The organism is Streptomyces sp. HUAS CB01, assembly GCF_030406905.1.
GTDB lineage: Bacteria > Actinomycetota > Actinomycetes > Streptomycetales > Streptomycetaceae > Streptomyces > Streptomyces chengbuensis.
Genome location: NZ_CP129137.1, coordinates 4,777,739 through 4,802,044 on the forward strand (window position 1 = coordinate 4,777,739; position 24,306 = coordinate 4,802,044).

A 24,306-nucleotide genomic window follows, 5' to 3' on the forward strand; every position below is an offset into this window, starting at 1 on the left:
ATGTGTTGTGCAAGTGCAACCTCGTGTACCGCTCAGCGAACCGTGCAGGGGCATGCCGCAAGGATCCCGGGGGTGGCCGGTGCGAACTCCTCCGGGGTGGCGGGCGGTGGAACGCCGCCGGGACCGGGTGGCCCGAGCCGGACCCGAGAGCGGCCCGAGCCGAACCTGATTGGAACCGGGACGGGGTCATCCGCGAGGATGGGGGGCATGACCGCCCAGATTCTCGATGGCAAGGCCACCGCGGCCGAGATCAAGTCCGAACTGGCCGCCCGTGTGGCGGCGCTCAAGGCCAGGGGATTCACGCCCGGCCTCGGGACCGTCCTGGTCGGTGACGACGTCGGCAGCCGGAAGTACGTGGCCGGCAAGCACCGCGACTGCGCGGAGGTGGGCATCGCCTCCATCCAGCGCGAACTGCCGGAGACCGCCACGCAGGAGGAGATCGAGGCGGTCGTCCGCGAGCTGAACGAGAACCCGGACTGCACCGGATACATCGTGCAGCTGCCGCTCCCGAAGGGCGTCGACGAGAACCGCGTGCTGGAGCTGATCGACCCGTCGAAGGACGCGGACGGCCTGCACCCGACGAACCTCGGCCGTCTCGTACTGAACGAGCCCGCCCCGCTGCCGTGCACGCCGAACGGTGTGATCCGGTTGCTGCGCCGGTACGAGGTGGAACTGAAGGGCGCGCACGTCGTCGTCGTGGGCCGCGGCACCACCATCGGACGCTCCCTGCCGCTGATGCTGACCCGCCGCAGCGAGAACTCGACGGTCACCCAGTGCCACACCGGTACGCGGGACCTCTCCTCGCATCTGCGCCAGGCCGACATCATCGTGGCCGCGGCGGGCTCGGCCCACCTGGTCCGTCCCGAGGACGTCAAGCCGGGCGCCGCGGTGCTGGACGTCGGCGTCAGCCGGGACGGCAACGGGAAGATCGTCGGCGACGTCCACCCGGACGTCGCGCAGGTCGCCGGCTGGCTCTCGCCCAACCCGGGCGGCGTCGGCCCGATGACCCGCGCCATGCTCCTCGTCAACGTCGTCGAGGCGGCCGAGCTCGCAGCCGCGGACTGAGATCCATGGACATCCCGGACAACCACGCCGAGTCCGCGGCCGGCCGCCGGCCGGCCCGGGCGAGCGGTGCGTCCCGCGGCCCGCAGGGCGAGCCGGCGGGCACCCCGGGCACGCCCGGCACGTCCCCGTCCGTGAACGGGGCCGACGGTGCGGACCGGGCGGCGGGGCACGCGAACGGCAGCCGGCCCGAAGCGTCCGGCGAGCCCGCCGCGCGGAACGGAGCGGGCCCCGTCGGGCGCGAAGCCGGTACGGCGGGCGTCTCCGCCCCCGCCGCGGACCGCACGGTGTCGGACGGCTCCGCGGAACGTGCGGCGACGAACAGCTCCGCGGACGACGCGGACCGTGCGGCGACGACCGTTGGCGCGGCCGCTGCCGCCGAGGAGGCGGAGCCCGGTTCCCCTCCCGGGCCGGCGGAGGACCGGACCGACACCGCCGAGCGGGCCGCGAGCAGGTCGCGGCGCCCGCCCGCCGTCACCCGTGACACCGCGCGTCCCGAGGGCGGCGGACGTGCCGCGCCCGGTGACGCTCCGGCGCCCGCGCGCCAGTGGCCGCTGCTCACGGTCCTCGGGCTCGCGGCGCTCGGTCTGCTGATCGTCGGCGTGGACCCGTTCGACCAGGCGTTCAGGGTCGGCACGATGCTCGTCGGCCTCGCGCTGCTCACCGGCGCCGCGCTGCGCCGGGCGCTGCCGTCCGTGGGCATGCTGGCGGTGCGCTCGCGTTTCACCGACATGGTCACGTACGGGCTGCTCGGCACCGTCATCGTGCTGCTCGCCCTGATGGTCCAGCCGCAGCCGTGGCTGGAGATCCCGTTCCTGGAGGAAGCGGTCCGCTTCACCGTGCGTTAGGCCGTGACGGAACGCTCCACCGGCTCGCGACGCCCCGAGCGGCACTCCGCCCGCGTACCGCCGGCCGGGCCGGACCTCCCGTCCGTTCCCCCGCATCTGACGGCGCCGTTCCTCTTGTCGCCGCGCGGGCGGATGCGGCCGGCGGCGGGTCACGGGGCAAGGCCCCGGGCTGAAGCCCGGCCGGAGCCCCCGGTGGGGCCGGGCGCCTCGGCTGCGGGCGGGCTCGTGCGCCCGCCCGCAGCCAGGTACCCCCGTGGCCGGCGGCGGCCGTCCCCTCCCCCGAGGAGGACGGACGCCGTCGCGTGATTCAGGGTCATGCACGCGCCAAACAGCGACAAGGGACGGCCGGGGCCTGTGGCACGGAGGTGACCGTTCCGCCATGGTGTGATCGTCGGGCAACGGATGCGAGACTGAGCCCGGCTTTCGGAACGGCGGCGCACGCGGGGTACGGCATCGTCCCGAATGCCCCCGTGCGCCCCGGCGCCAGGAACTGTCATCCTGGCTTCGCGCATCCCTCCGGGTAGTCCGTCACGACGCGGACCCGGAGGCGTGGCGGGGGGCACCACGGCGCGGGGCACATCAGGCACGTATTCGGGGGACAAGGGGGAGGCAATGCCTCGTTGGAAGGCGCTACCGGAAGAACTCGACCCGCAGGTGAGGGAGTTCGCGAGCCAGCTGCGCCGGCTCGTCGACCGCAGCGGGCTCAGCATCGCCGCCGTCGCGGACCGCACCGGATACAGCAAGACGTCGTGGGAGCGCTTTCTCAACGGACGGCTGCTCGCACCCAAGGGCGCGATCGTCGCGCTCGCCGAGGTGACCGGCACCAATCCCGTCCACCTCACGACCATGTGGGAGCTGGCCGAGCGCGCCTGGAGCCGCGCCGAGATGCGCCACGACATGACGATGGAGGCCATCCGGATATCCCAGGCGCGGGCCGCGCTGGGTGAGTTCGGGCCGAACGGGCCCACGGCCCCGGCCGGCCGCTCCGGCGGACTGACCACCGCCGCGCCGGACGGCGAGGGCCCGCGCGACCGGCCGCACGTGCCCGCCCAGCCCCGCAGCGGATCGGGACGGCCCGGGAAGCCGTCGGGGCCCTCGTACGCCGGTGCCCCCGCCTCGCCCGGCGGTCCGGGCCAGGGGCGCGGGCGGCGCAGGACGACGGTGTTCCTGGCGGGTCTCGTCGGTGCGCTGCTGGTGATCGCGGCCGCGGTGCTGCTGACCGACCTCGGCGGTGGCGGCGACGAGCCGGGCACGGTGGCCAAGTCGCCCTCCGCGGCGCCGACGACCAGCGCACCGGAGCTGCCCGCGGGCGTGAAGTGCTTCGGCGCCGACTGCACGGGCCAGGACCCCGAGAACATGGGGTGCGGCGGACAGCTCGCGACGACCGCCTCCCGGACGAACGTCGGCACCGCCGTCGTCGAGGTGCGCTACAGCAAGACCTGCGGGGCCGCATGGGCGCGGATCACCCAGGCCACGCCGGGCGACAAGGTGCAGATAAGCGCCGACGGCGAGAGCGAGAACGGTCTCGTCAACGCGGACAAGGACGCCTACACCCCGATGGTCGCCGTGGCCGCGGAGTCGGAGGCCGAAGCGTGCGCCACGCTGACGACCGGCACCGAGGGCTGCACGACGGAGCAGTAGTGCGCTCCCGTGAGCCGCACCACAAGGGGCCGGGGGTTCCGGGGGGTCCGGGTCGGATAGCCTGACCGCTGGATATCTCTTCACGTCGAGAGATCGATCACCGCGATCGGTGCCGTCGGTGCCGATCGGCGCGGACCGTGCCGAACCGGCGCCGCCGTACGCGTCGATCACGCCGATCACGCCGATCACGGCGGTGCCGATCACTACGGTGGAGATGTCCAGCACCAGGGGCAGGGACCCCCACCGCCAGCTGTCTTACGGAGATCGCCATGACCCGCACTCCCGTGAATGTCACCGTCACCGGCGCCGCCGGCCAGATCGGCTACGCGCTGCTCTTCCGCATCGCCTCGGGCCAACTGCTCGGCGCGGACGTGCCGGTCAGGCTCCGCCTCCTCGAGATCCCGCAGGGCCTGAAGGCCGCCGAGGGCACCGCGATGGAGCTCGACGACTGCGCCTTCCCGCTGCTCCAGGGCATCGACATCACCGACGACCCGAACGTCGCCTTCGACGGCGCCAACGTCGCGCTGCTCGTCGGCGCCCGCCCGCGCACCAAGGGGATGGAGCGCGGCGACCTGCTGGAGGCCAACGGCGGCATCTTCAAGCCGCAGGGCAAGGCCATCAACGACCGCGCCGCTGACGACATCAGGGTCCTCGTCGTGGGCAACCCGGCCAACACGAACGCGCTCATCGCGCAGGCCGCCGCCCCGGACGTACCGGCCGAGCGCTTCACCGCGATGACCCGCCTCGACCACAACCGCGCGCTGTCGCAGCTGGCCGCCAAGACCGGCGCCCCGGTCTCCGAGATCAAGCGCCTCACCATCTGGGGCAACCACTCCGCGACCCAGTACCCGGACGTCTTCCACGCGGAGATCGCGGGCAAGAACGCCGCGGAGGTCGTCAACGACCAGGCGTGGCTGGCGGACACCTTCATCCCGACCGTCGCCAAGCGCGGCGCCGCGATCATCGAGGCCCGCGGTGCCTCCTCGGCCGCCTCGGCCGCGAACGCCGCGATCGACCACATCCACACCTGGGTCAACGGCACCGCCGAGGGCGACTGGACCTCCATGGGCATCCCGTCGGACGGCTCCTACGGCGTCCCGGAGGGCCTGATCTCCTCCTTCCCGGTCACCTGCAAGGGCGGCGCGTACGAGATCGTCCAGGGCCTGGACATCAACGAGTTCTCCCGCACCCGCATCGACGCGTCGGTGAAGGAGCTCGAGGAGGAGCGCGAGGCGGTCCGCGGCCTCGGCCTCATCTGACGACCGGGTGACCGGTGAGCGCCTGTGGGGCGCCGCGCGAACGCGCGGCGCCCCACAGGCGTTTCCGTATCGCTGATCGCCCCGGAACAGCCGGGGAAGGTCCCCGGAACAGTCCCCGGAAACAAAACAGTCCCCGGTGGTCCGGGCGAATTCCTGCGCGCCGGTCGTCGCCGATCGCGCTGGTCCTCGCTCTTCTCGCCGGGGGCCTAGCCAGAGCCGAGGGGGTCACGCCCTCCGGCAAGACGTCTCTTCCGAGGGAGTGCGGCTCTCTGCGGTTTTCTGGTGTAAATACCAGTTTCCTCCCGATTCGACGGAAGTCAAGAGGCCCCGTCCGGGGCCCCGCGAGCCCGTCCTCGCCACCGCCCGGCGCCGTACGGTCCGCCCCCCGGCCTTCGCCGAACGCCGTCCGACGGTGCGGGCTCACCGTCCGTGACGAGCCGGACGACGACTTCCCCGGAGAGTGACACGCGTTACTTCCGGCCACCCGTCACGCATGCTTTCCGTCCCGCGGGGCAGGCGACCCGCTCGCCAGTCCTTGCTGGTGAGAGACATAACGGGAACGGAAGGCCAAACGCGACGTGTCGGCACAACTGACCATCCACGTGGCCGGAGAATGGCGCAAAGCCGTCTCCGGCGCCACGCGCGAGATCCTCGACCCCGCTGACGCCACCCCCTTCGCGGTCGTGGCGGAGGGCGGGGCCGAGGACACCGACGCCGCGATCGCCGCCGCGCGCAAGGCGTTCGACGAGGGGGAGTGGCCCCGTACACCGGTGGCCGAGCGGGCGGCGCTGCTGCGCCGGGTCGCCGGGCTGCTGGAGCGGGACCGCGAGGAACTCGGGCGCCTGGAGAGCCGCGACGCCGGAAAGACCGTGGAGGAGGGCCGCGTCGACGTCGACTGCGTCACCGACGCCTTCCGCTACTTCGCCGACCTCGTCGTCAACGAGAACGGACGCGTCGTGGACGCCGGCTCGCCGGACATCCACAGCGTGGTCGTGCACGAGCCGGTCGGCGTGTGCGGTCTGATCACCCCGTGGAACTACCCGCTGCTGCAGGCGAGCTGGAAGATCGCGCCGGCCCTCGCGGCGGGCAACACCTTCGTCGTCAAGCCGAGCGAGATCACCCCGCTCAGTACCGTCGCCCTGATCCGCCTGCTGTCGGAGGCAGGGCTCCCGGACGGTGTCGCCAACCTCGTCACCGGCCCCGGCGACCCGGTGGGCGCCCGCCTCGCCGAGCACCCCGACGTCGACCTCGTCTCCTTCACCGGCGGGCTCGCCAGCGGCACCAAGGTCATGCGGGCCGCCGCCGACAGCGTCAAGAAGGTCGCCCTGGAGCTCGGCGGCAAGAACCCCAATGTCGTGTTCGCCGACGCCTGCAGGGACGACGAGAGCTTCGACACCGCCGTCGACCAGGCGCTGAACGCCGCCTTCATCCACAGCGGCCAGGTCTGCTCCGCCGGCTCCCGCCTCATCGTCGAGGAATCCCTGCGCGAGCGGTTCGTCGCCGAACTCGCCCGCCGCGCCGAGCTGATCCGGCTCGGCCGCGGCACGGACGACGGCGTCGAGTGCGGACCGCTCGTCTCCGCCCAGCAGTTGGCGAAGACCGAGGAGTACGTGTCCTCCGCCCTCGCCGAGGGCGCGGTGCTGCGCGCCGGCGGCAAGCGGCCCGACGGGCCCGGGTACTTCTACCGGCCGACCGTCCTCGACCGGTGCGACCGCACCATGCGCGTCGTGCGCGAAGAGGTCTTCGGCCCGGTGCTCACCGTCGAGACCTTCCGCACCGAGGACGAGGCCGTCGCGCTCGCCAACGACACCGAGTACGGCCTCGCGGGCGGCGTCTGGAGCAGCGACCCCGGGCGGGCCCGGCGGGTCGCGGCGCGGCTGCGCCACGGCACCGTCTGGATCAACGACTTCCACCCGTACCTGCCTCAGGCGGAGTGGGGCGGTTTCGGCAAGTCCGGCATCGGCCGGGAGCTCGGTCCCGCCGGGCTCGCCGAGTACCGCGAGACCAAGCACATCTATCAGAACCTCGCCCCGCGCCCCGTGCGCTGGTTCGCGGGCTGATCACGGGGAGCAGGAGCAACCACCACCATGACCGAGCACGACTATGCCTACGACTACGTCGTCGTCGGGGGCGGCACCGCCGGATCGGTGATCGCCTCCCGCCTGACCGAGGACCCCGACGTCACCGTGGCCGTCATCGAGGGCGGCCCGAGCGACGTGGACCGCGAGGACGTCCTCACCCTGCGCCGCTGGATGGGCCTCCTGGGCGGGGAACTCGACTACGACTACCCCACCACCGAACAGCCGCGCGGCAACTCCCACATCCGGCACAGCCGCGCCCGGGTGCTCGGCGGCTGCTCCTCGCACAACACGCTCATCGCGTTCAAGCCGCTGCCGTCCGACTGGGACGAATGGGCCGAGGCGGGGGCCGACGGCTGGGACGCCGCCGCCATGGACCCGTACTTCGGCAAGCTGCTCAACAACGTCGTCCCGGTCGACGAGGCCGACCGCAACGCCATCGCCCGGGACTTCGTCGAGGCCGCCGGGTCGGCGCTCGGCGTGCCGCGCGTCGAGGGCTTCAACAAGAAGCCGTTCCACGAGGGCGTCGGCTTCTTCGACCTCGCGTACCACCCCGAGAACAACAAGCGCTCCTCGGCGTCGGTGGCCTACCTCCACCCCGTGATGGACGAACGGGCCAACCTCACCGTGCTGCTGGAGACCTGGGCGTACCGGCTGGAGCTGGACGGCACCCGGGCCCGCGGCGTGCACGTCCGCTCGAAGGACGGGGAGGAGCGGCTGCTCCGGGCGCGACGCGAGGTGATCGTCTGCGCCGGGGCCGTGGACACGCCGCGGCTGCTGATGCACTCCGGCATCGGGCCCAAGGGCGACCTGGAGGCCCTCGGCATCCCCGTGGTCCACGATCTGCCGGGCGTCGGCGAGAACCTGCTGGACCACCCCGAGTCGGTGATCGTCTGGGAGACCCACGGGCCGATCCCGGAGAACTCGGCGATGGACTCCGACGCCGGTCTGTTCGTGCGCCGCGACGACACCGAGCGCGGCCCCGACCTGATGTTCCACTTCTACCAGATCCCGTTCACGGACAATCCGGAGCGGCTGGGCTACGAACGGCCCGCGCACGGCGTGTCGATGACGCCGAACATCCCCAAGCCGCGCAGCCGTGGCCGCCTCTACCTGACCAGCGCGGACCCCGAGGTCAAGCCCGCCCTGGACTTCCGCTACTTCACCGACGAGGACGACTACGACGGCCGGACGCTCGTCGACGGCATCCGGATCGCCCGGGAGATCGCGAAGTCCGAACCGCTGGCCGGCTGGCTGAAGCGGGAGGTCTGCCCGGGGCCGGAGATCACCGGCGACGAGGAGCTGAGCGAGTACGCGCGCAAGGTCGCCCACACGGTCTACCACCCGGCCGGCACCTGCCGAATGGGCTCCTCCGCCGATGAACTGGCCGTGGTCGACCCGGATCTGAAAATCCGGGGGCTCGAAGGAATCCGGATCGCCGACGCGTCCGTCTTCCCGACGATGCCGGCCGTCAACCCGATGATCGGAGTGCTGATGGTCGGCGAGAAATGTGCGGATCTGCTGACGCTGACGGGAAATGAGGCGCGATGAACGGCGACACCAGGGAAACGATCGACATCGACACCAAGGCCCCCGGTACGGCCGGCGACGCCACCGGGAACGGGGAACCGCCCGTGTTCGCGGTGCGCGACCTGTGGAAGGTGTTCGGGCCCCGGGCGGACCGTGTGCCCGGCTCGGCCGAACTCGCGGCGCTGGGCCCCGCTGAGCTGCGCGAGCGCACCGGCTGCACGGCCGCCGTGCGCAACGTCAGCTTCGACGTGCGCAGGGGCGAGGTCTTCGTCGTCATGGGGCTCTCCGGCTCCGGCAAGTCCACGCTCGTGCGCACGCTGACCCGGCTGATCGAACCGACCTCCGGCTCGATCGCCATCGACGGCGAGGACGTGCTCTCGATGGACAAGGCCCGCCTGCGCGAGCTGCGCCGGCACCGGGCCGCCATGGTCTTCCAGCACTTCGGTCTGCTGCCGCACCGCACCGTCCTCGACAACGTCGCCTACGGGCTGGAGATCCAGGGCGTGGGCAGGGCGGAACGGCGCGCCAGGGCCGCGGAGGTCGTCGCCAAGGTCGGCCTCGACGGACTGGAGGAGCGCCGTCCGGGTCAGCTCTCCGGCGGTCAGCAGCAGCGCGTCGGCCTCGCCCGGGCCCTCGCCGTCGACCCCGAAGTGCTGCTCTTCGACGAGCCGTTCAGCGCGCTCGACCCGCTGATCCGCCGTGACATGCAGGAGGAGGTGATCCGGCTGCACCGCGAGGAGGGCCGCACGATGGTCTTCATCACCCACGACCTGAACGAGGCGCTGCGCCTCGGCGACCGGATCGCCCTGATGCGGGACGGGCGCATCGTCCAGCTCGGCACCCCGGAGGAGATCGTCGGCTCACCCGCCGACGACTACGTACGGGACTTCGTCCGCGACGTGCCGCGTGAGCAGGTCATGACCGTCCGCACGGCCATGCGCCCCGCCGGTGACGCGGCCGAGGCCGAGAACGGCCCCGCGGTCGCCCCCGGCGCGACGGTCTCCGAGGCGATCGAGGCGGTCGCCCGCTCCGGCGGCCCCGTGCGCGTCGTCGAGGGCGGACGCTGCCTGGGCGTCGTGGACCACGCCGCGCTCCTCGCGGTCGTGGCGGGCGTCCCGGCGCAGGGGGTGGCGGCATGAGAAGGGCCGTCCCCCTGGGGTGCCGCCCCACGCGCGAACCGGCCGCCGGCACCCGGAGGTGGGGCCGATGAGCGCCACCGTCACCACCGTCGCCAAGACCGGGACCACCGCGGGCGAAGCCCGGGCCGAGGACTCCGGCAGCCTGCGCGACGCCGTACGGCGCCGCCGGAAGCTGCTCGCGGGCGGCGGTGTGCTCGCCGCGCTCCTCGTGCTCGGCGCACTCCTGCTCGGCGGAGGCGGCTGGCCCGCCGGGCTGACCGCGGACATATCGGGGCCGCTCGACGCGGCCAACGAATGGGTCGTCGACAACCGCGACACCCACCCGCTCTTCCTGTACTTCCTGCTGCACCTGTCCAACACCGCCACGGACGGCGTCGACGCCGTGTACCAGGGGCTCGACGCGCTCGGCTGGCTCGGTGTCGTGGCCGCCGCCGTGCTCGTCGCCTGGCGCGCCGCCGGACTGGGGCGGCGCGGGCTGCGGGTCGCGCTGACGGCGCTCGGCGCGTTCGCCGTCTGCGGACTGCTCGGGATGTGGGACGCCACGCTGCTCACCATCGCGCTGATGGTGGTGTCCGTCGCGGTCGCCGCCCTGCTCGGCGCGCTGATCGGTCTCGCCGCGGGGATCTCCGACCGGGTGGACCGGGCACTGCGCCCGGTGCTCGACACCATGCAGGTGATGCCGGCCTTCGCGTACCTCCTGCCGTTCGTGCTGGTCTTCGGCACGGGAACGCCCGCCGCGCTGTTCTGCACCGTCATCTACGCCGCTCCGCCGATGGCCCGGCTCACCGCGCTCGGACTGCGCGGTGCTGACCCGGCGGCACTGGAGGCGTCCGCGTCGCTCGGCGCGAGCGGCTGGCAGCGGCTCTGGACCGCCCGGCTGCCCCTCGCCCGGAGGCAGATGCTCCTCGGCCTCAACCAGACGATCATGATGGCGCTGTCCATGGTGGTCATCGCCGCGCTGGTCGGCGCCGGCGGCCTCGGCGAGGAGGTGTACTCGGCGCTGTCGACCACGGACGTCGGCAAGGCGTTCGCCGCGGGTCTCCCGATCGTGCTCATCGCGGTCTGGCTGGACCGCACGACGGCGGCCGCGGGCGACGCCTCCGGCACGCCGGCGCCCGCCGGGAGCTGGCTGCACGGAGGCCGCGCATGGGCGCTGGTGGCCGCCGCGGTGGCCGCAGCGGCGGCCGTGCGCACCACGACCTGGCCCGACGCCTGGACGTACGACATCTCCACGCCGGTCAACAAGGCACAGGAGTGGATCACCGAGAACCTGACCTTCACCGAGGTCTGGGCGCGCGAGTTCACGCTGTGGGTGCTGAATCCGCTGCGGGACGTGCTGATGTGGCTGCCCTGGTGGTCCGTGCTGTTGCTGGTCGCCGCCGCGGCCTGGCTCGTCGGCAACTGGGTCTCCGCGGTCACGGCGACCGCTGCGATGGCGGCGATCGGCGTGCTCGGGGTGTGGGCCAAGTCCCTGGACACGCTCTCCCAGGTGCTCGCGGCACTGGTGCTCACGCTGGTGCTCGGCTTCCTCGCGGGCGTGCTGTGCGCCCGCGCCGGACGTCTCGAACGGTGGGTGCGGCCGCTGCTGGACGCCATGCAGACGATGCCGCAGTTCGTGTACCTCATCCCGGTCGTCGCGCTCTTCGGAGCCACCCGTACCTCGGCGATCGTGGCGGCCGTCGTGTACGCGCTGCCCGCGGTCGTGCGCATCACCACCCAGGGCCTGCGCGAGGTGGACCCGGCGGCCGTGGAGGCGTCCCGTTCGCTCGGCGCCTCAACGCGCCAGCAGCTCCTCGGCGTCCAGCTGCCGCTGGCCCGTCCGGCACTGCAGCTCGCCGTCAACCAGGGCGTGGTGCTGGTGCTCGCCGTGGTCGTGGTCGGCGGTCTCGTCGGCGGAGGCGCGCTCGGCTACGACGTGATCAAGGGCCTGTCCCGGGGCGAGATGGGCCTCGGCATGACGGCCGGGATCGCGATCGTCTGCCTCGGGCTCGTCCTGGACCGCGTCACCCAGCGGACCTCCCGCACCCCCCGCTGACCCACCTTTCCGGATCTCTCGACAGGAGCACCATGCGCACCGCCCGTACCCTCCGTACCGCCGTGGCCGTAGCCGGAGCCCTCGGCGTCCTCTCCCTCACCGCCTGCGGAGCCGCCGACACCGGCAAGAGCAACGACGTCGGCGGCGACAAGACCGTCAAGCTGACCGTCCCGTCCTGGGTCGGCGCCCAGGCGAACGTCGCCGTGGCCAAGCAGATCCTCGAGAAGGAGCTCGGCTACAAGGTCAAGACCCAGCAGATGGGCGAGGTCCTGGCCTGGGACGCGCTGTCCAAGGGCGACATCGACGCGATCCTCGAGGACTGGGGCCACCCCAAGGAGGAGAAGCAGTACGTCGACACCAAGAAGACCGTCGTCAAGGGCGGCGACCTCGGTGTCACCGGGCACATCGGCTGGTACGTCCCGAAGTACTTCGCGGACAAGCACCCCGATGTGACGGACTGGAAGAACCTCAACAAGTACGCCAAGGAGTTCAGGACCGCGGAGAGCGGTGACAAGGGCGAACTGCTGGAGGGCTCGCCCGACTACGTCACCAACGACGACGCGATCATCAGCAATCTGAAGCTGGACCTGAAGACCAACTACGCGGGCTCCGAGGCCGCGCAGATCACGGCCATCAAGAAGTACGCGAAGGACAAGAAGCCCTTCCTGACGTACTGGTGGACCCCGCAGTGGCTGAACGCCCAGATCGACATGGTCGAGGTCAAGCTGCCGGAGTACAAGGAGGGCTGCGACGCCGACCCGAAGAAGGTCGCGTGCGCCTACCCGCACACCCCGCTGCAGAAGTTCCTCAACGCGGACTTCGCGAAGGAGGGCGGCGAGGCCGCCGAGTTCCTGAAGAACTTCAGGTGGACGACCGAGCAGCAGAACGAGGTCGCGCTGATGATCGCCGGCGAGAAGATGTCGCCGGAGGCCGCGGCCGAGAAGTGGGTGAAGGAGAACGAGGCGACCTGGAAGGCGTGGCTGCCCAAGAAGTGACGGAGGGCTGACGGGCCTCCGGGCCCCGTCGGGGCCCCTGCCCTTGCGCGGTGCGCGACCCCTGTGCGTCAGGGCCGCGCCCCGCGCCCGGGCGCTTCTTGGGCGCCGGGGGTCGCGCACGTACGGACCGGGTGCGTCGCGGGGCGGGCGTCTTCTTGGGGCGCCGGGTGTCCCGCGCGTACGGACCGGGTGCGTCGCGGGGCGGGCGCTTCTTGGGCGCCGGGGGGCGCGCACGTACGGACCGGGTGCGTCGCGGGGCGGGCGTCTTCTTGGGGCGCCGGGTGTCCCGCGCGTACGGACCGGGTGCGTCGCGGGGCCACGGGGCGCCGGTCCCGGAGCCGTTCGCGCCGGGCCCCGCCCCGGTCCCGGAGCCGGGTCAGCGGTGCGGGTCGGCGCGGCCGCCGGCTCCGCATGCCCCGGCCGGCGGCTGCCGCCGAGGCGGTGGTGCCCGCCGGACCGGTGCGCCCGCGGTCAGCCGCGCAGCCTCGTCGACCACTCGCGGAGCGCGTCGAGCGTGTGCAGCAGCAGGCCCGGGCCGAAGGTGACGCGGGTGGCGCCGAGGCGGCCCAGGGCCGGGACGTCCGGGGCGCCGGGGCAGCCCACGGCGTTGATCGGGCCCGTGACCTCCCGGCGCAGTCGCGGCAGCGCGTCCGCCGGAGCGTCGATCGGGTGCACGCGGTCCGCGCCCGCCGCCACGTACAGCCGCGCCCGGTCGATCGCGGCAGCACCGGGGTCGGACACCCCGCGCAGGAACGTGTCGACGCGCGCGTTGAAGTCCTGCGCGGACATCGCGGCCCTCAGTGCTTGTACTGGCCGGGCGTGTAGTGGCCGGGCACCATCCGCGTCGTCACGCCGAAGCGGTTCCACGCGTTGATGACGGCGATCGCCGCGATCAGCTGCGCCAGCTCCGCCTCCTCGAAGTGCTTCGCGGCCTTCTCGTACACCTCGTCCGGGACGAAACCGTCCGTCAGTACCGTCACGGCGTCCGTCAGCTCGATCGCCGCGATCTCCCGGGCCGTGTAGAAGTGCTGCGACTCCTCCCAGGCGCTCAGCTGGATGATCCGGTCGACCGACTCGCCGGCCGCCAGCGCGTCCTTGGTGTGCATGTCGAGGCAGAAGGCGCAGTGGTTGAGCTGGGAGGCGCGGATCTTGACCAGCTCCAGCAGCGTGGGGTCGACCCCCTGCTGGGCGGCCGCGTCCAGCTTGACCATGGCCCTGTACACCTCGGGGGCGTGCTTGGCCCACTGCATACGGGGGCTGTGCTCGTGGTTGAAGTCGTTACGGGTCTCAGACATGTCTTCGACCGTACGCGGCACATGGCACATAGGTATGGTCCATTTCCATGACGAACGACTGGGCCACTTTCCGAGCCGGCGCCGGCGCCGACCTCCATGTGGAGCTGCGCGGCACCGGCCTGCGCACCGGGCTTACGGACGCGCTGCGGGACGCGGTCCGCAGCGGCAGGCTCGCCCCCGGCACCCGGCTGCCCTCCTCGCGGACGCTCGCCGCCGATCTCGGCATCGCCCGCAACACCGTCGCCGACGCGTACGGCGAACTCGTCGCGGAGGGGTGGCTCACCGCACGGCAGGGCTCGGGTACCCGGGTCGCCCGGCGCGCCGTGCCTCGCCGGCCGGTCCCGTCCCCGCCGCGCCCCAGCCAGGCGCGCGGCCGCCCGGCGTACAGCCTGATGCCCGGCTCACCCGATCTGGCGTCGTTCCCGCGCGCCGAGTGGCTCAGGGCGGCACGGCGCGCGGTGACCGCCGCCCCGCACGAGGCGTTCGGCTACGGCGATCCGCGCGGGCGGCCGGAGCTTCGCACCGCGCTCGCCGACTACCTGGCCCGGGCCCGTGGGGTGTACACCGACCCCGACCGGATCGTGATCTGCTCGGGCTACGTCCACGGGCTGATGCTGCTCGCCGCGGTGCTGCGGGCCGGGGCGCCGTCGTCGGGGCTCAGGGGCCGCGTACGGGAGGTGGCGGTCGAGGCGTACGGGCTCGACGTGCACTGGAAGCGGCTGACCGACGCCGGGCTGCGGCTGTCGGCGCTGCGCTTCGACGCACGCGGCACCCGTACCGGCGACCTCGTTGCGTCCAAGGCCGCGGGCGCGGTGCTGCTGACGCCCGCCCACCAGTTCCCGATGGGGGTCGCGCTCCCCCCGGACCGGCGTACCGCCGCGGTCGACTGGGCCCGCAGCACGGGCGGACTGATCCTGGAGGACGACTACGACGGCGAGTTCCGGTACGACCGGCAGCCCGTCGGCGCGCTCCAGGGGCTGGACCCCGAGCGGGTCGTCTACCTCGGCACGGCGAGCAAGTCCCTCGCCCCCGGGCTGCGGCTGGGGTGGATGGTCCTCCCGGAGGCGCTGGTGGACGACGTAGCCGCTGCGAAGGGGGAGTCGGACTGGTCCTCGGGCGCGCTGGACCAGCTGACCCTGGCCGAGTTCATCTCCTCCGGCGCCTACGACCGCCATGTGCGGGCCATGCGGCTGCGCTACCGCCGCCGGCGCGACCAGCTCGTCGAGGCGCTCGCCGAACGTGCCCCCGCTGTCCGGGTGAGCGGCATCGCGGCCGGGATGCACGCGGTGCTCGAGCTCCCGACGGGGACCGAACGCGCGATCGTCCGGGCCGCGGCCTGGCAGGGCCTCGCCGTCGCGGGCCTCGGCCGGTTCCACCACCCCTCCACGCCGCCGGGCCCGGACGCCCTCGTCGTCGGCTACGGCACCCCCGCGGACAGCGCCTGGTCGGGAGCGCTGGACGCACTGTGCCGGGTGCTTCCCTGAGCCGGTGCGGGTGCGGGTGCGGGTGCGGGTGCCGGTACGGGGCGCGGGCGTACGGGGGCGCCCGCATCGAGCGCCGACCACCTGCGACGGGCGGCGAGCGCGACGGGCGCGGACTGCGCAGCCGCCGTGGGCTCGGGCGGACGCCGAGGACGCTGGTCGGTGGTGGCACCGGTGCTGAGCCTGCCGGCCGGGTGGGGCGCCCGCGCTGAGCCCGCTGGTCCGTCACTTGCCCGGTGATCCGCCGGTCGTTCGCCGGAGTGCCGTCGGCCAGAGCGCCCACGGCCGGGGCGCCGGGCGCCGGCCCGCACCCTGCCGGGTCAGCGGCGGTCCCGGTCACCCGGCGTGTCTCCGGCGGGGCGGGACGGTGACGCCGCGGCCGGGATCTCGCCGAAACGTGCGAGCGCCAGCGCCCCGCCCACGGAGACGGCGAAGCCGAGGACCGCGAGCCAGGCCAGGCCCTCGCGGGTGCGGTCGCCCAACCAGACCACGCCCACGGCCGCCGGGGCGATGGTCTCCGCGAGGACCATGCCCGCCGTGGCCGTCGTGACGGAGCCGTGCGCGAACGCCGAAGTGAGCAGCAGGAACGCCGCCGCACCGCCCAGCAGCAGTGCGTACAGCGCCGGATCGGTCAGCGAGGGCCGGTCCAGCAGCCTCACCGCCACCTCCGGCAGCCCGAAGCCGAGCCCGGCGCACAGGCCCAGCACCAGGGCACGCGAGCGTCCGGGCAGCCGGCCTGCGGCCGCACCGCCCAGCAGCACGACGACGGCCGTGCCGAGCAGCGCCCATTCCAGCCACGGCGGTGCGGACGCCCTGCCTTCCGGCCCCGAGGCGAGCCCCAGCATCGCGAGGCCCGCGCAGACCACGCCGACCGCCGTCCATTCCGTCCGGCTCAACCGCACCGCCAGCACGCGCGTCGCCAGTACCGCGGTCACGGCCAGACTCGCCGCCAGCGCCGCCCCGACCGCGTAGATCGGGATCAGCCGCAGCGCCACGACCTGCAGGACGAACCCCGCGCCGTCGAGGGCGAGTCCGAGGAGGTAGCGCCACTGGCGCACCGCGCGCACGAACAGCGCGGCGTCCACCCCCGAGCGCGACGCCGCCCGGTCCTGTCCGACGGCCGCCCGTGCGGCGACGGCCTGGAAGACGGTGGCCGTGCCGTAGCAGACCGACGCACCCAGCGCGCAGAGCATCCCAAAGATCACAAAACGACTCTAGACGGGGAGGGTTTGTGGACCGGGTTACGGATGTCCGCAGGCGCGATCTAGTCTGTCCGGCGGCCGATCGATCGGCCGGCAATGTCCGTACGCCGAGGGGGAGGCCCGGAGGATGGCACGTCGCAGGCTGAGGTCGAGCACGGTGGTGCTCGGCGGTATGGGGGTGCTCGCGGCGGCGATCACGTCGTGCGGCTCGGAGCCCGACAGACGCTGCGTCGACCGGGACACGCGCGAGGTGCTGCCGAGCTACGAGTGCGACGACGACAGGGGCAGCGGCGCGTACTACTACGGCGGCAGCAAGTCGAGCGGCAAGGTCTCGGGCGGCAGCTTCGACAAGGCCGCCGTGGAGCGCGGCGGCTTCGGCTGCTCCGGCTCCGGCGGCGGCTGAGCGGCCCGGCGGCATGAAGCGGCTCACCATCGAACCCCGCCCCGGCTGGCAGCGGATCGTCGAGGAGCAGGGTCTCGTCTATCCCCTCACCCGCTACCCGGACGGTTCCCTGCGGCCGTACTGGGACGAGAGCGCCTACTACGCGTTCTCGCTGCCCGAGGTCGAGGCGCTGGAGGAGGTGGTCGAGGAACTGCACGCCATGTGCCTCGCCGCGGCGGCCCACATCGTCGAGCACGACCGCTTCGCGGACCTCGGCATCACCGACCCCCGGCTCGCGGGCCTCGTCGCCCGGTCCTGGCAGCGGCGCGCCGAACTCCCCTCCCTGTACGGGCGGTTCGACCTGCGCTACGACGGCGCCGGACCGGCCAAGATGCTGGAGTACAACGCCGACACCCCCACGTCGCTGGTGGAGGCGGCCAGCCCCCAGTGGTTCTGGATGGAGGACCGCTTCCCGGGTGCCGACCAGTGGAACTCGCTGCACGAGCGCCTGGTCGACGCCTGGAAGCGGCAGGCCCCGCTGCTGCCGCCCGGCCCACTGCACTTCGTGCACTCCGACGGCGACGAGCTGGGCGAGGACCTGATGACGGTCGCGTATCTGCGCGAGACCGCCCAGCAGGCCGGGCTGACCACCGAGGCGCTGTCCGTGGAACGGATCGGCTGGGACCGGCTGTCGGGTCGATTCGTGGACGAACGGCTCCGCTTCATCCGCAGCTGCTTCAAGCTGTACCCGTGGGAATGGCTGACGACGGACCGCTTCGGCCCGTACGTCCTGGACACCCTGGACAACGGCGGCGGCACCGGCAGCACCTGCTGGATCGAGCCCGCCTGGAAGATGCTGCTCTCCAACAAGGCGCTGCTCGCGGTGCTGTGGGAGCTCTACCCCGGTCATCCGAACCTGCTGCCCGCCTATCTCGACGGCCCGCGTGAACTCGCCGCCTCCACCGGCTGGGTCGCCAAACCGCTTCTGGGCCGGGAGGGCTCGGGCATCACGGTCCACGAGCCGGGAACGGCGCCCGAGGTGCGCGACGAGCCCTGCTGCTACCAGCAGTTGGCGCCGCTCCCCGATCTGACGTCGCCCGGGGGCGAAGGCTCCGACGGGGGGAACCGCGTGGTGCTCGGCGCCTGGGTCGTCGAGAACGAGGCGGCCGGGCTCGGCATCCGCGAATCCTCGGGACTGATCACGGACGAGTACGCAAGGTTCCTGCCACACGTGATCCTCTGACGGGAGGGACACCCGATGGCAGGACGCAGCACGGAAGCGGAGGACAGGCTCCCGGCGCGGGCGAGCCACGGGGTCCCGACCGGCCGGGTCCCGCTGCGGTCCCCGTCCGGCAACGTCCGATGTACGGGATCCCTGACGGGCAGGGTCCAGGACGGGCAGGGTCCAGGACGGGCAGGGTCCAGGACGGGGAGGCGACGGGGCTCGGGCGGCGAGGCTCGGGCTGCGGCCGGACGCGGCGGTGGTCCGGGCCCGGACGAGCCGGCCCGGACCACCGTCCGTCGTGCGTGCCCCGGTCAGGTCATGCCCTCTCCCGGACCTCGCTCCCGCTCCCCGCTCAGCCGCCCGTCAGCACCGCGCGCAGCTGGTCGAGGCCCCAGTCCAGGTCCTCCTTGCTGATCACCAGCGGCGGCGCGATCCGGATCGTCGAGCCGTGCGTGTCCTTGACCAGGACACCGCGGTCCATGAGCTTCTCGGAGATCTCCCGGCCCGTGCCGTGCGAGGGAGAGATGTCGACGCCGGCCCACAGCCCGCGGCCGCGTACCGCGTCCACCGCGCCGCCGCCGACCAGCAGCCCGAGTTCATGGTGGAGATGGTCACCCAGCTCGCTCGCCCGCTGCTGGAACTCGCCGGTGCGCAGCATCGCGACGACCTCCAGTGCCACGGCGCAGGCCAGCGGGTTGCCGCCGAACGTCGAGCCGTGCTCGCCCGGCCGGTAGACCCCCAGGACCTCGGAGGAGGACACCACCGCGGACACCGGGACGACACCGCCCCCGAGGGCCTTGCCGAGGATGTACATGTCGGGGACGACGCCCTCGTGCTCACAGGCGAAGGTGCGTCCGGTGCGGCCCAGGCCGGACTGGATCTCGTCGGCGATGAACAGGATGTTCCGCTCGCGGGTCAGTTCCCGGACCCCGGCGAGATAGCCGGCCGGCGGCACCAGGACCCCGGCCTCGCCCTGGATCGGCTCCAGCAGCACCGCCACCGTGTTCGCGCTGCACGCGGCCTGCAGGGCGGTGAGATCGCCGTACGGCACGATCTCGAAGCCCGGCGTGTACGGACCGAAGTCGGCCCGCGCCTCCGCGTCCGTGGAGAAGCTGACGATCGTCGTCGTCCGGCCGTGGAAGTTGTTCGCCGCGACGACGATCTTCGCCTGCCCGGGCGGGACGCCCTTGACCTTGTAGCCCCACTTGCGGGCGGTCTTCACGGCGGTCTCCACCGCTTCCGCCCCGGTGTTCATCGGCAGCACCATCTCCATGCCGCACAGCTCGGCGAGCTGGGTGCAGAAGTCGGCGAACCGGTCGTGGTGGAACGCCCGCGAGGTCAGCGTCACCCGCTCCAGCTGGGCCTTGGCGGCGTCGATCAGGCGCCGGTTGCCATGGCCGAAGTTGAGCGCCGAGTACCCGGCGAGCATGTCGAGGAAGCGGCGCCCCTCGACGTCCGTCATCCACGCGCCGTCCGCCGTCGCGATGACGACGGGCAGCGGGTGGTAGTTGTGGGCGCTGTGCGCCTCCGCGGAGGCGATGGCTCTCTCCGTTGCAGACACGGGGTCTCCGTTCGTACTGCGGCGTGGGTCCACTGCGGCGTGGGTCGCCCCGATCGGCCCAGGGCCGGGGTGCGTGCCCCTTTCTATCGTCGCTCGGTCACCGGATGAAGAAACATTGGGCTTCCGATCGCCGTTCGCCGGAGACCTTCCCGTTTCCTCGCCGTTCGCGCACCCGTGGCCGGGCCCGGGGGCCACCACCACTAGGGTGGGCGGTACGCACGGCGACTGGCGTACGCGGAACGAACCGCGGGGGAGCCGTGTGCGGCAGAACCTGCGAGGTGCCGCCCGCCTGGGCACCCGGGACGCACCCGCCATCTGCCCCGGAGGACGCCATGACCGTTCCCGCCACGCCCGCCCGCCATCCCGCGCTCACCGCCGCCGATCCCGAACTGGCCGCGCTCGTGGGTGCCGAGGAGCGGCTGCAGTCCGACACCCTGCGGCTGATCCCCAGCGAGAACTACGTGTCCCAGGCCGTGCTGGAGGCCTCCGGCACCGTCCTGCAGAACAAGTACAGCGAGGGCTACCCCGGGCGGCGCTACTACGAGGGCCAGCAGAACATCGACCAGGTCGAACGGCTCGCCGTCGCCCGCGCGAAGTCCCTCTTCGGAGTCGAGCACGCCAACGTCCAGCCCTACTCCGGGTCCCCGGCCAATCTGGCCGTCTACCTCGCCTTCGCCGAGCCCGGCGACACCGTGATGGGCATGGCCCTCCCCATGGGCGGCCATCTCACCCACGGCTGGGGCGTCTCGGCCACCGGAAAGTGGTTCCGCGGCGTCCAGTACGGCGTCCGGGAGGACACCGGTCGCATCGACTTCGACGAGGTGCGTGAACTCGCCCTCAAGGAGCGGCCGAAGGTCATCTTCTGCGGCGGCACCGCACTGCCGCGCACCATCGACTTCGCCGCGTTCGGGGAGATCGCCCGTGAGGCCGGGGCCGTGCTCGTCGCCGACGTCGCGCACATCGCCGGTCTGATCGCCGGCGGTGCCCACCCCTCGCCGGTCCCGCACGCGGACGTGATCTCCACGACCACCCACAAGACGCTGCGCGGTCCGCGGGGCGCCATGCTGATGTCCCGCGAGGAGCATGCCAAGGCCATCGACAAGGCCGTCTTCCCCGGCCTCCAGGGCGGACCGCACAACCAGACCACGGCCGCCATCGCCGTCGCCCTGCACGAGGCGGCCCAGCAGTCCTTCCGCGACTACGCCCGCGCCGTCGTCGCCAACGCCCGCGCCCTCGCCGAGGCCCTGCTCGCCCGCGGCTTCGAGCTGGTCTCCGGCGGCACCGACAACCACCTGGTGCTGATGGACCTCACGTCCAAGCAGGTCCCGGGCAAGGTCGCGGCACAGGCCCTGGACCGGGCGGGGATCGTGGTCAACTACAACACCGTCCCCTACGACCCGCGGAAGCCCTTCGACCCCTCCGGTATCCGCATCGGCACCCCCTCCCTGACCTCCCGCGGCCTCACGACGGAGCACATGCCGGCCGTCGCCGAGTGGATCGACCGGGGTGTGGCGGCCGCCCGCAAGGGCGACGAGGACGCACTGGGCGCGGTCCGGGCCGAGGTCGGCGATCTGATGTCCGCCTTCCCGGCCCCGGGCCTGCCGGCCTGACCCGGCGGCGGACCCCCACGCCCTCGTCGCCCTCCCGTCCGGCTCGTCCGCGGTCGTCGCCGCGGCCGCTTCCGTGCGGTCGTCCCCGAGGGGGGCGTGCGGCGCGGTGGTGCCGGGCTGCTCCGGCTCCACCCGCAGGCGGATTCCGGTCCGTCGGTCGGCCCGCCCCGTTCCCGTGCCGTCCGGCTTGCCGTGACCCCGTGCCGTCCCGCTCGTCCGCCGGGCCGCCCCGGCCCTGCCCGTCCCCGTGCCGTCCGGCTCGACCCGGTCGGCGCCGGGGCGGGGGGACCGCATGATCCGGTGACGTCTCCGCCCAACAGATCCAGGAGCTGCCGCCGTGGGCCCGTGTCCCGTGCCCCGGACCTGCCCCGGCCGACGCGGCGGGCCCAGCGGGCGGCGACGGGCCGCGGAAGGGCGCCGAGAACCACCCCGACGGCGACCCCCGGTACGGCCCGGTACGGCCCACCACCATCCTCCGGGGCCGCCGGGGCTCGCCCGCCACGTCCTGCGGGGCTGCGGCGGTGGTGCCGTCGCCGTCCCGCGGCGGCCCGGGCGGGACGCCGACGCCACGTGCTCCACCGCTCTTCTCGCCCATCACCCCGAGCTTCCGCAGCAGCGCCGTCAGCTCGGCCGGGGTCGCCGCTCTGTGCCACATCCCGTCGGCCGACCGCACTGTGTTCCTCGTCTCATTGACGACGATCCGCAGCAGCCACGGCCGGAAGGCCGCGCCGTCCCGGAACCGTCCCAGCGACCGGTACGCCTTGAAGAAGGCGGACTGCACCACGTCCTCCGCGTCGGAGCCGGCACCGCAGGCCACCGCCGCCCGCAGCGCCACCGGTGTGTACGCGCGCACCAGCTCCGCATACGCCTCGGGCTCCCCGGAACGTACGCGCGCGATCACCGCTGCCTCGTCCACGACGGTCGGAGTGCGGCCCCCTCCAGGGTCCCCTCCCGCATGCTCACACCGTTGATGCACCGCGCGTCGCCGATCGGTTCCCGACCTGTCGGCGCCACCTGAGAGAATGCTGAGCATGGCCTCTGAACGTCCTCGTGTGCTCTCGGGAATCCAGCCGACCGCCGGCTCGTTCCACCTCGGCAACTACCTCGGCGCGGTCCGCCAGTGGGTCGCCCTCCAGGAGACCCACGACGCCTTCTACATGGTGGTCGACCTGCACGCGATCACGGTCCCGCAGGACCCGGCGGAGCTGCGCGCCAACACCCGCCTGGCCGCCGCCCAGCTGCTCGCCGCGGGCCTCGACCCGGAGCGCTGCACGCTGTTCGTCCAGAGCCATGTGCCGGAGCACGCCCAGCTCGGCTGGGTCATGAACTGCCTCACCGGCTTCGGCGAGGCCTCGCGCATGACGCAGTTCAAGGACAAGTCCGCCAAGCAGGGCGCCGACCGGGCCACCGTCGGGCTCTTCACGTACCCGATCCTCCAGGTCGCCGACATCCTGCTCTACCAGGCCGACCAGGTGCCGGTCGGCGAGGACCAGCGGCAGCACATCGAGCTCACCCGTGATCTCGCCGAGCGCTTCAACGGACGCTTCGGCCGGACGTTCACGCTCCCCGCGCCGTACATCCTGAAGGAGACGGCGAAGATCTACGACCTGCAGGACCCGCAGATCAAGATGAGCAAGTCGGCGTCCACCCCCAAGGGCCTGATCAATCTGCTCGACGAGCCGAAGGCGACCGCGAAGAAGGTCAAGAGCGCCGTCACCGACACCGACACGGTCATCCGCTTCGACGCGGTGGAGAAGCCGGGTGTGAGCAATCTGCTCACGATCCTTTCCACCCTCACCGGCACGGGCATCGCCGAACTCGAGCAGAGGTACGAGGGCAAGGGGTACGGCGCGCTCAAGACCGATCTCGCCGAGGTCATGGTCGACTTCGTCACCCCGTTCCGGGCGCGCACCCAGGAGTTCCTGGACGATCCGGAGACACTGGACTCCCTGCTGGCCAAGGGTGCGGAGAAGGCCCGCGCCGTTGCCGCGGAGACCCTCGCACAGACGTACGACCGGGTGGGATTCCTGCCCGCCAAGCACTGAGGCCGGGTGTTCCGCCGGGTCCGGGGAAAAGGGCCCTGGCGGGACCACGGCCGCAGGCGTCACACTGGCGCCTGCGCAGACCACCGAGAACCCGGATGAGGAGAACGACGTGGGGACCGTAACGCTCGGCGTTTCGATCGCGGTCCCGGAGCCCTTCGGCAGCCTGCTCCAGGAGCGGCGCGCGGGCTTCGGGGATCCCGCCGCCCACGGCATCCCCACGCACGTGACCCTGCTCCCGCCCACCGAGGCGGACGAGTCGGTCCTGCCCGAGGTCGAGGCGCATCTGACGAGGGTCGCGGCCGCGGGCCGGTCGTTCCCCATGCGGCTCTCCGGCACCGGTACGTTCCGCCCGCTGTCGCCCGTGGTGTTCGTCAAGGTGGTCGAGGGCGCGGCGGCCTGCACCCAGCTCCAGCAGCGGGTGCGGGACGAGTCGGGGCCGCTCGTGCGTGAGCTGCAGTGGCCGTACCACCCGCATGTGACCGTCGCGCACGGCATCGCCGAGGAGGCGATGGACCGGGCGTACGAGGAGCTGGCCGACTACGAGGCCGCCTGGACCTGCACCTCCTTCGCCCTCTACGAACAGGGCGCGGACGGGGTGTGGCGCAAGCTGCGCGAGTACGCGTTCGGCGGCGCTGCCGTGCCGAACGTCCCGCCGCAGAGCACGCCGGTCGACGAACCGGCCCCCACGCACCACTGATCCCGGGGCCGCCGGGCATCACCGACCCGGATCCGCCAGGCACCAGCCCGCCCGGTGATCCCCGGGCCGCCACGCGCCACCCCGCCCGGTGCGGCTGCCCGGGGCCCGTCGCCCGGGACGGGGACGGCCCGGCCCGGAGACGGCCCGGGGACGGCCCGGGACGGGCCCGCCCGGGGCAGGCGCCGCGGACGGTGCGCCGCGCCGGGCGGGGCGCCGTGGGA

At 73.0% G+C, this 24,306-nt stretch carries 19 protein-coding genes, 1 pseudogene and 1 riboswitch; of the genes and pseudogenes, 15 read left to right on the top strand and 5 right to left on the bottom strand.

All coding sequences use genetic code 11. The features are described 5' to 3' along the window. The first annotated feature begins 207 nt into the window (after positions 1 to 207). From QRN89_RS21265 to QRN89_RS21305, 9 genes are all read left to right on the top strand, one after another. Entirely contained in the window at positions 208 to 1,065 is an 858-nt protein-coding gene (locus tag QRN89_RS21265) for a bifunctional methylenetetrahydrofolate dehydrogenase/methenyltetrahydrofolate cyclohydrolase (RefSeq protein WP_290350966.1), read from the top strand. Positions 1,066 to 1,070: 5 nt separating this feature from the next. Then, complete coding sequence (locus QRN89_RS21270) at positions 1,071 to 1,910, top strand: DUF3017 domain-containing protein (protein ID WP_290350967.1); 840 nt, start codon at positions 1,071 to 1,073, stop codon at positions 1,908 to 1,910. Between the two features lie 612 nt (positions 1,911 to 2,522). Next, positions 2,523 to 3,551, top strand: coding sequence for an XRE family transcriptional regulator (locus QRN89_RS21275; RefSeq protein ID WP_290350968.1), 1,029 nt, complete (start codon positions 2,523 to 2,525; stop codon positions 3,549 to 3,551). Positions 3,552 to 3,820: 269 nt separating this feature from the next. Next, positions 3,821 to 4,810 (top strand): malate dehydrogenase, encoded by a 990-nt coding sequence (locus QRN89_RS21280; protein ID WP_290350969.1) that lies wholly within the window; start codon positions 3,821 to 3,823, stop codon positions 4,808 to 4,810. A 578-nt stretch (positions 4,811 to 5,388) separates the two neighbouring features. Further along, positions 5,389 to 6,870: an aldehyde dehydrogenase family protein gene (locus tag QRN89_RS21285; protein ID WP_290350970.1), complete on the top strand. Its 1,482-nt coding sequence runs from the start codon at positions 5,389 to 5,391 to the stop codon at positions 6,868 to 6,870. Positions 6,871 to 6,897: 27 nt separating this feature from the next. Then, positions 6,898 to 8,439, top strand: a complete 1,542-nt coding sequence (locus QRN89_RS21290) for a GMC family oxidoreductase (RefSeq protein ID WP_290350971.1) — start codon at positions 6,898 to 6,900, stop codon at positions 8,437 to 8,439. Continuing rightward, complete coding sequence (locus tag QRN89_RS21295) at positions 8,436 to 9,557, top strand: quaternary amine ABC transporter ATP-binding protein (protein ID WP_290350972.1); 1,122 nt, start codon at positions 8,436 to 8,438, stop codon at positions 9,555 to 9,557. Before QRN89_RS21290 ends, QRN89_RS21295 begins: the two co-directional genes overlap by 4 nt. Positions 9,558 to 9,624: 67 nt before the next feature. Beyond that, positions 9,625 to 11,592: an ABC transporter permease gene (locus tag QRN89_RS21300; protein ID WP_290350973.1), complete on the top strand. Its 1,968-nt coding sequence runs from the start codon at positions 9,625 to 9,627 to the stop codon at positions 11,590 to 11,592. A 32-nt stretch (positions 11,593 to 11,624) separates the two neighbouring features. Continuing rightward, positions 11,625 to 12,587 (top strand): ABC transporter substrate-binding protein, encoded by a 963-nt coding sequence (locus tag QRN89_RS21305; protein ID WP_290350974.1) that lies wholly within the window; start codon positions 11,625 to 11,627, stop codon positions 12,585 to 12,587. Positions 12,588 to 13,058: 471 nt separating this feature from the next. Here QRN89_RS21305 and QRN89_RS21310 read toward each other — a convergent pair whose 3' ends face one another. Further along, positions 13,059 to 13,376 (bottom strand): isocitrate lyase/phosphoenolpyruvate mutase family protein, encoded by a 318-nt coding sequence (locus QRN89_RS21310; RefSeq protein ID WP_290350975.1) that lies wholly within the window; start codon positions 13,374 to 13,376, stop codon positions 13,059 to 13,061. 8 nt (positions 13,377 to 13,384) lie between these two features. Continuing rightward, the gene (locus QRN89_RS21315) at positions 13,385 to 13,882 is read right to left on the bottom strand and encodes a carboxymuconolactone decarboxylase family protein (RefSeq protein ID WP_290350976.1); all 498 of its coding nucleotides are present in this window, start codon (positions 13,880 to 13,882) and stop codon (positions 13,385 to 13,387) included. A gap of 47 nt (positions 13,883 to 13,929) precedes the next feature. Between QRN89_RS21315 and pdxR the strand changes: the two genes are divergently transcribed. Continuing rightward, on the top strand, positions 13,930 to 15,366 hold the full coding sequence (pdxR, locus tag QRN89_RS21320; RefSeq protein ID WP_290350977.1) for a MocR-like pyridoxine biosynthesis transcription factor PdxR: 1,437 nt from the start codon (positions 13,930 to 13,932) through the stop codon (positions 15,364 to 15,366). Positions 15,367 to 15,683: 317 nt separating this feature from the next. On the opposite strand, the gene QRN89_RS21325 is transcribed toward pdxR, so the two are convergent. Beyond that, positions 15,684 to 16,556 (bottom strand): DMT family protein, encoded by an 873-nt coding sequence (locus QRN89_RS21325; protein WP_290353803.1) that lies wholly within the window; start codon positions 16,554 to 16,556, stop codon positions 15,684 to 15,686. Between the two features lie 136 nt (positions 16,557 to 16,692). Between QRN89_RS21325 and QRN89_RS21330 the strand changes: the two genes are divergently transcribed. Beyond that, positions 16,693 to 16,968 carry a hypothetical protein gene (locus tag QRN89_RS21330; protein ID WP_290350978.1) on the top strand — a complete coding sequence of 92 codons (276 nt, stop codon included), beginning with the start codon at positions 16,693 to 16,695 and terminating at the stop codon, positions 16,966 to 16,968. A gap of 13 nt (positions 16,969 to 16,981) precedes the next feature. After that, positions 16,982 to 18,190 (top strand): glutathionylspermidine synthase family protein, encoded by a 1,209-nt coding sequence (locus tag QRN89_RS21335; RefSeq protein ID WP_290350979.1) that lies wholly within the window; start codon positions 16,982 to 16,984, stop codon positions 18,188 to 18,190. Between the two features lie 334 nt (positions 18,191 to 18,524). Here QRN89_RS21335 and rocD read toward each other — a convergent pair whose 3' ends face one another. Next, a complete protein-coding gene (gene rocD / locus QRN89_RS21340) occupies positions 18,525 to 19,733 on the bottom strand; it encodes an ornithine--oxo-acid transaminase (protein WP_290350980.1) in 1,209 nt (402 codons plus the stop codon). 211 nt (positions 19,734 to 19,944) lie between these two features. Continuing rightward, positions 19,945 to 20,035, top strand: a riboswitch (ZMP/ZTP riboswitch). Between the two features lie 30 nt (positions 20,036 to 20,065). Between rocD and glyA the strand changes: the two genes are divergently transcribed. Beyond that, a complete protein-coding gene (glyA, locus tag QRN89_RS21345) occupies positions 20,066 to 21,343 on the top strand; it encodes a serine hydroxymethyltransferase (RefSeq protein ID WP_290350981.1) in 1,278 nt (425 codons plus the stop codon). Positions 21,344 to 22,004: 661 nt separating this feature from the next. Here glyA and QRN89_RS21350 read toward each other — a convergent pair. Continuing rightward, positions 22,005 to 22,376, bottom strand: a pseudogene (locus QRN89_RS21350) (RNA polymerase sigma factor); the annotation flags it as partial. On the opposite strand from QRN89_RS21350, the gene trpS reads away from it, so the two are divergent. Continuing rightward, the gene (gene trpS, locus QRN89_RS21355; RefSeq protein WP_290350982.1) at positions 22,375 to 23,388 is read left to right on the top strand and encodes a tryptophan--tRNA ligase; all 1,014 of its coding nucleotides are present in this window, start codon (positions 22,375 to 22,377) and stop codon (positions 23,386 to 23,388) included. The pseudogene QRN89_RS21350 and the gene trpS overlap by 2 nt on opposite strands. A 109-nt stretch (positions 23,389 to 23,497) precedes the next feature. Further along, positions 23,498 to 24,085 carry a 2'-5' RNA ligase family protein gene (locus QRN89_RS21360; RefSeq protein ID WP_290350983.1) on the top strand — a complete coding sequence of 196 codons (588 nt, stop codon included), beginning with the start codon at positions 23,498 to 23,500 and terminating at the stop codon, positions 24,083 to 24,085. Positions 24,086 to 24,306 lie beyond the last annotated feature (221 nt).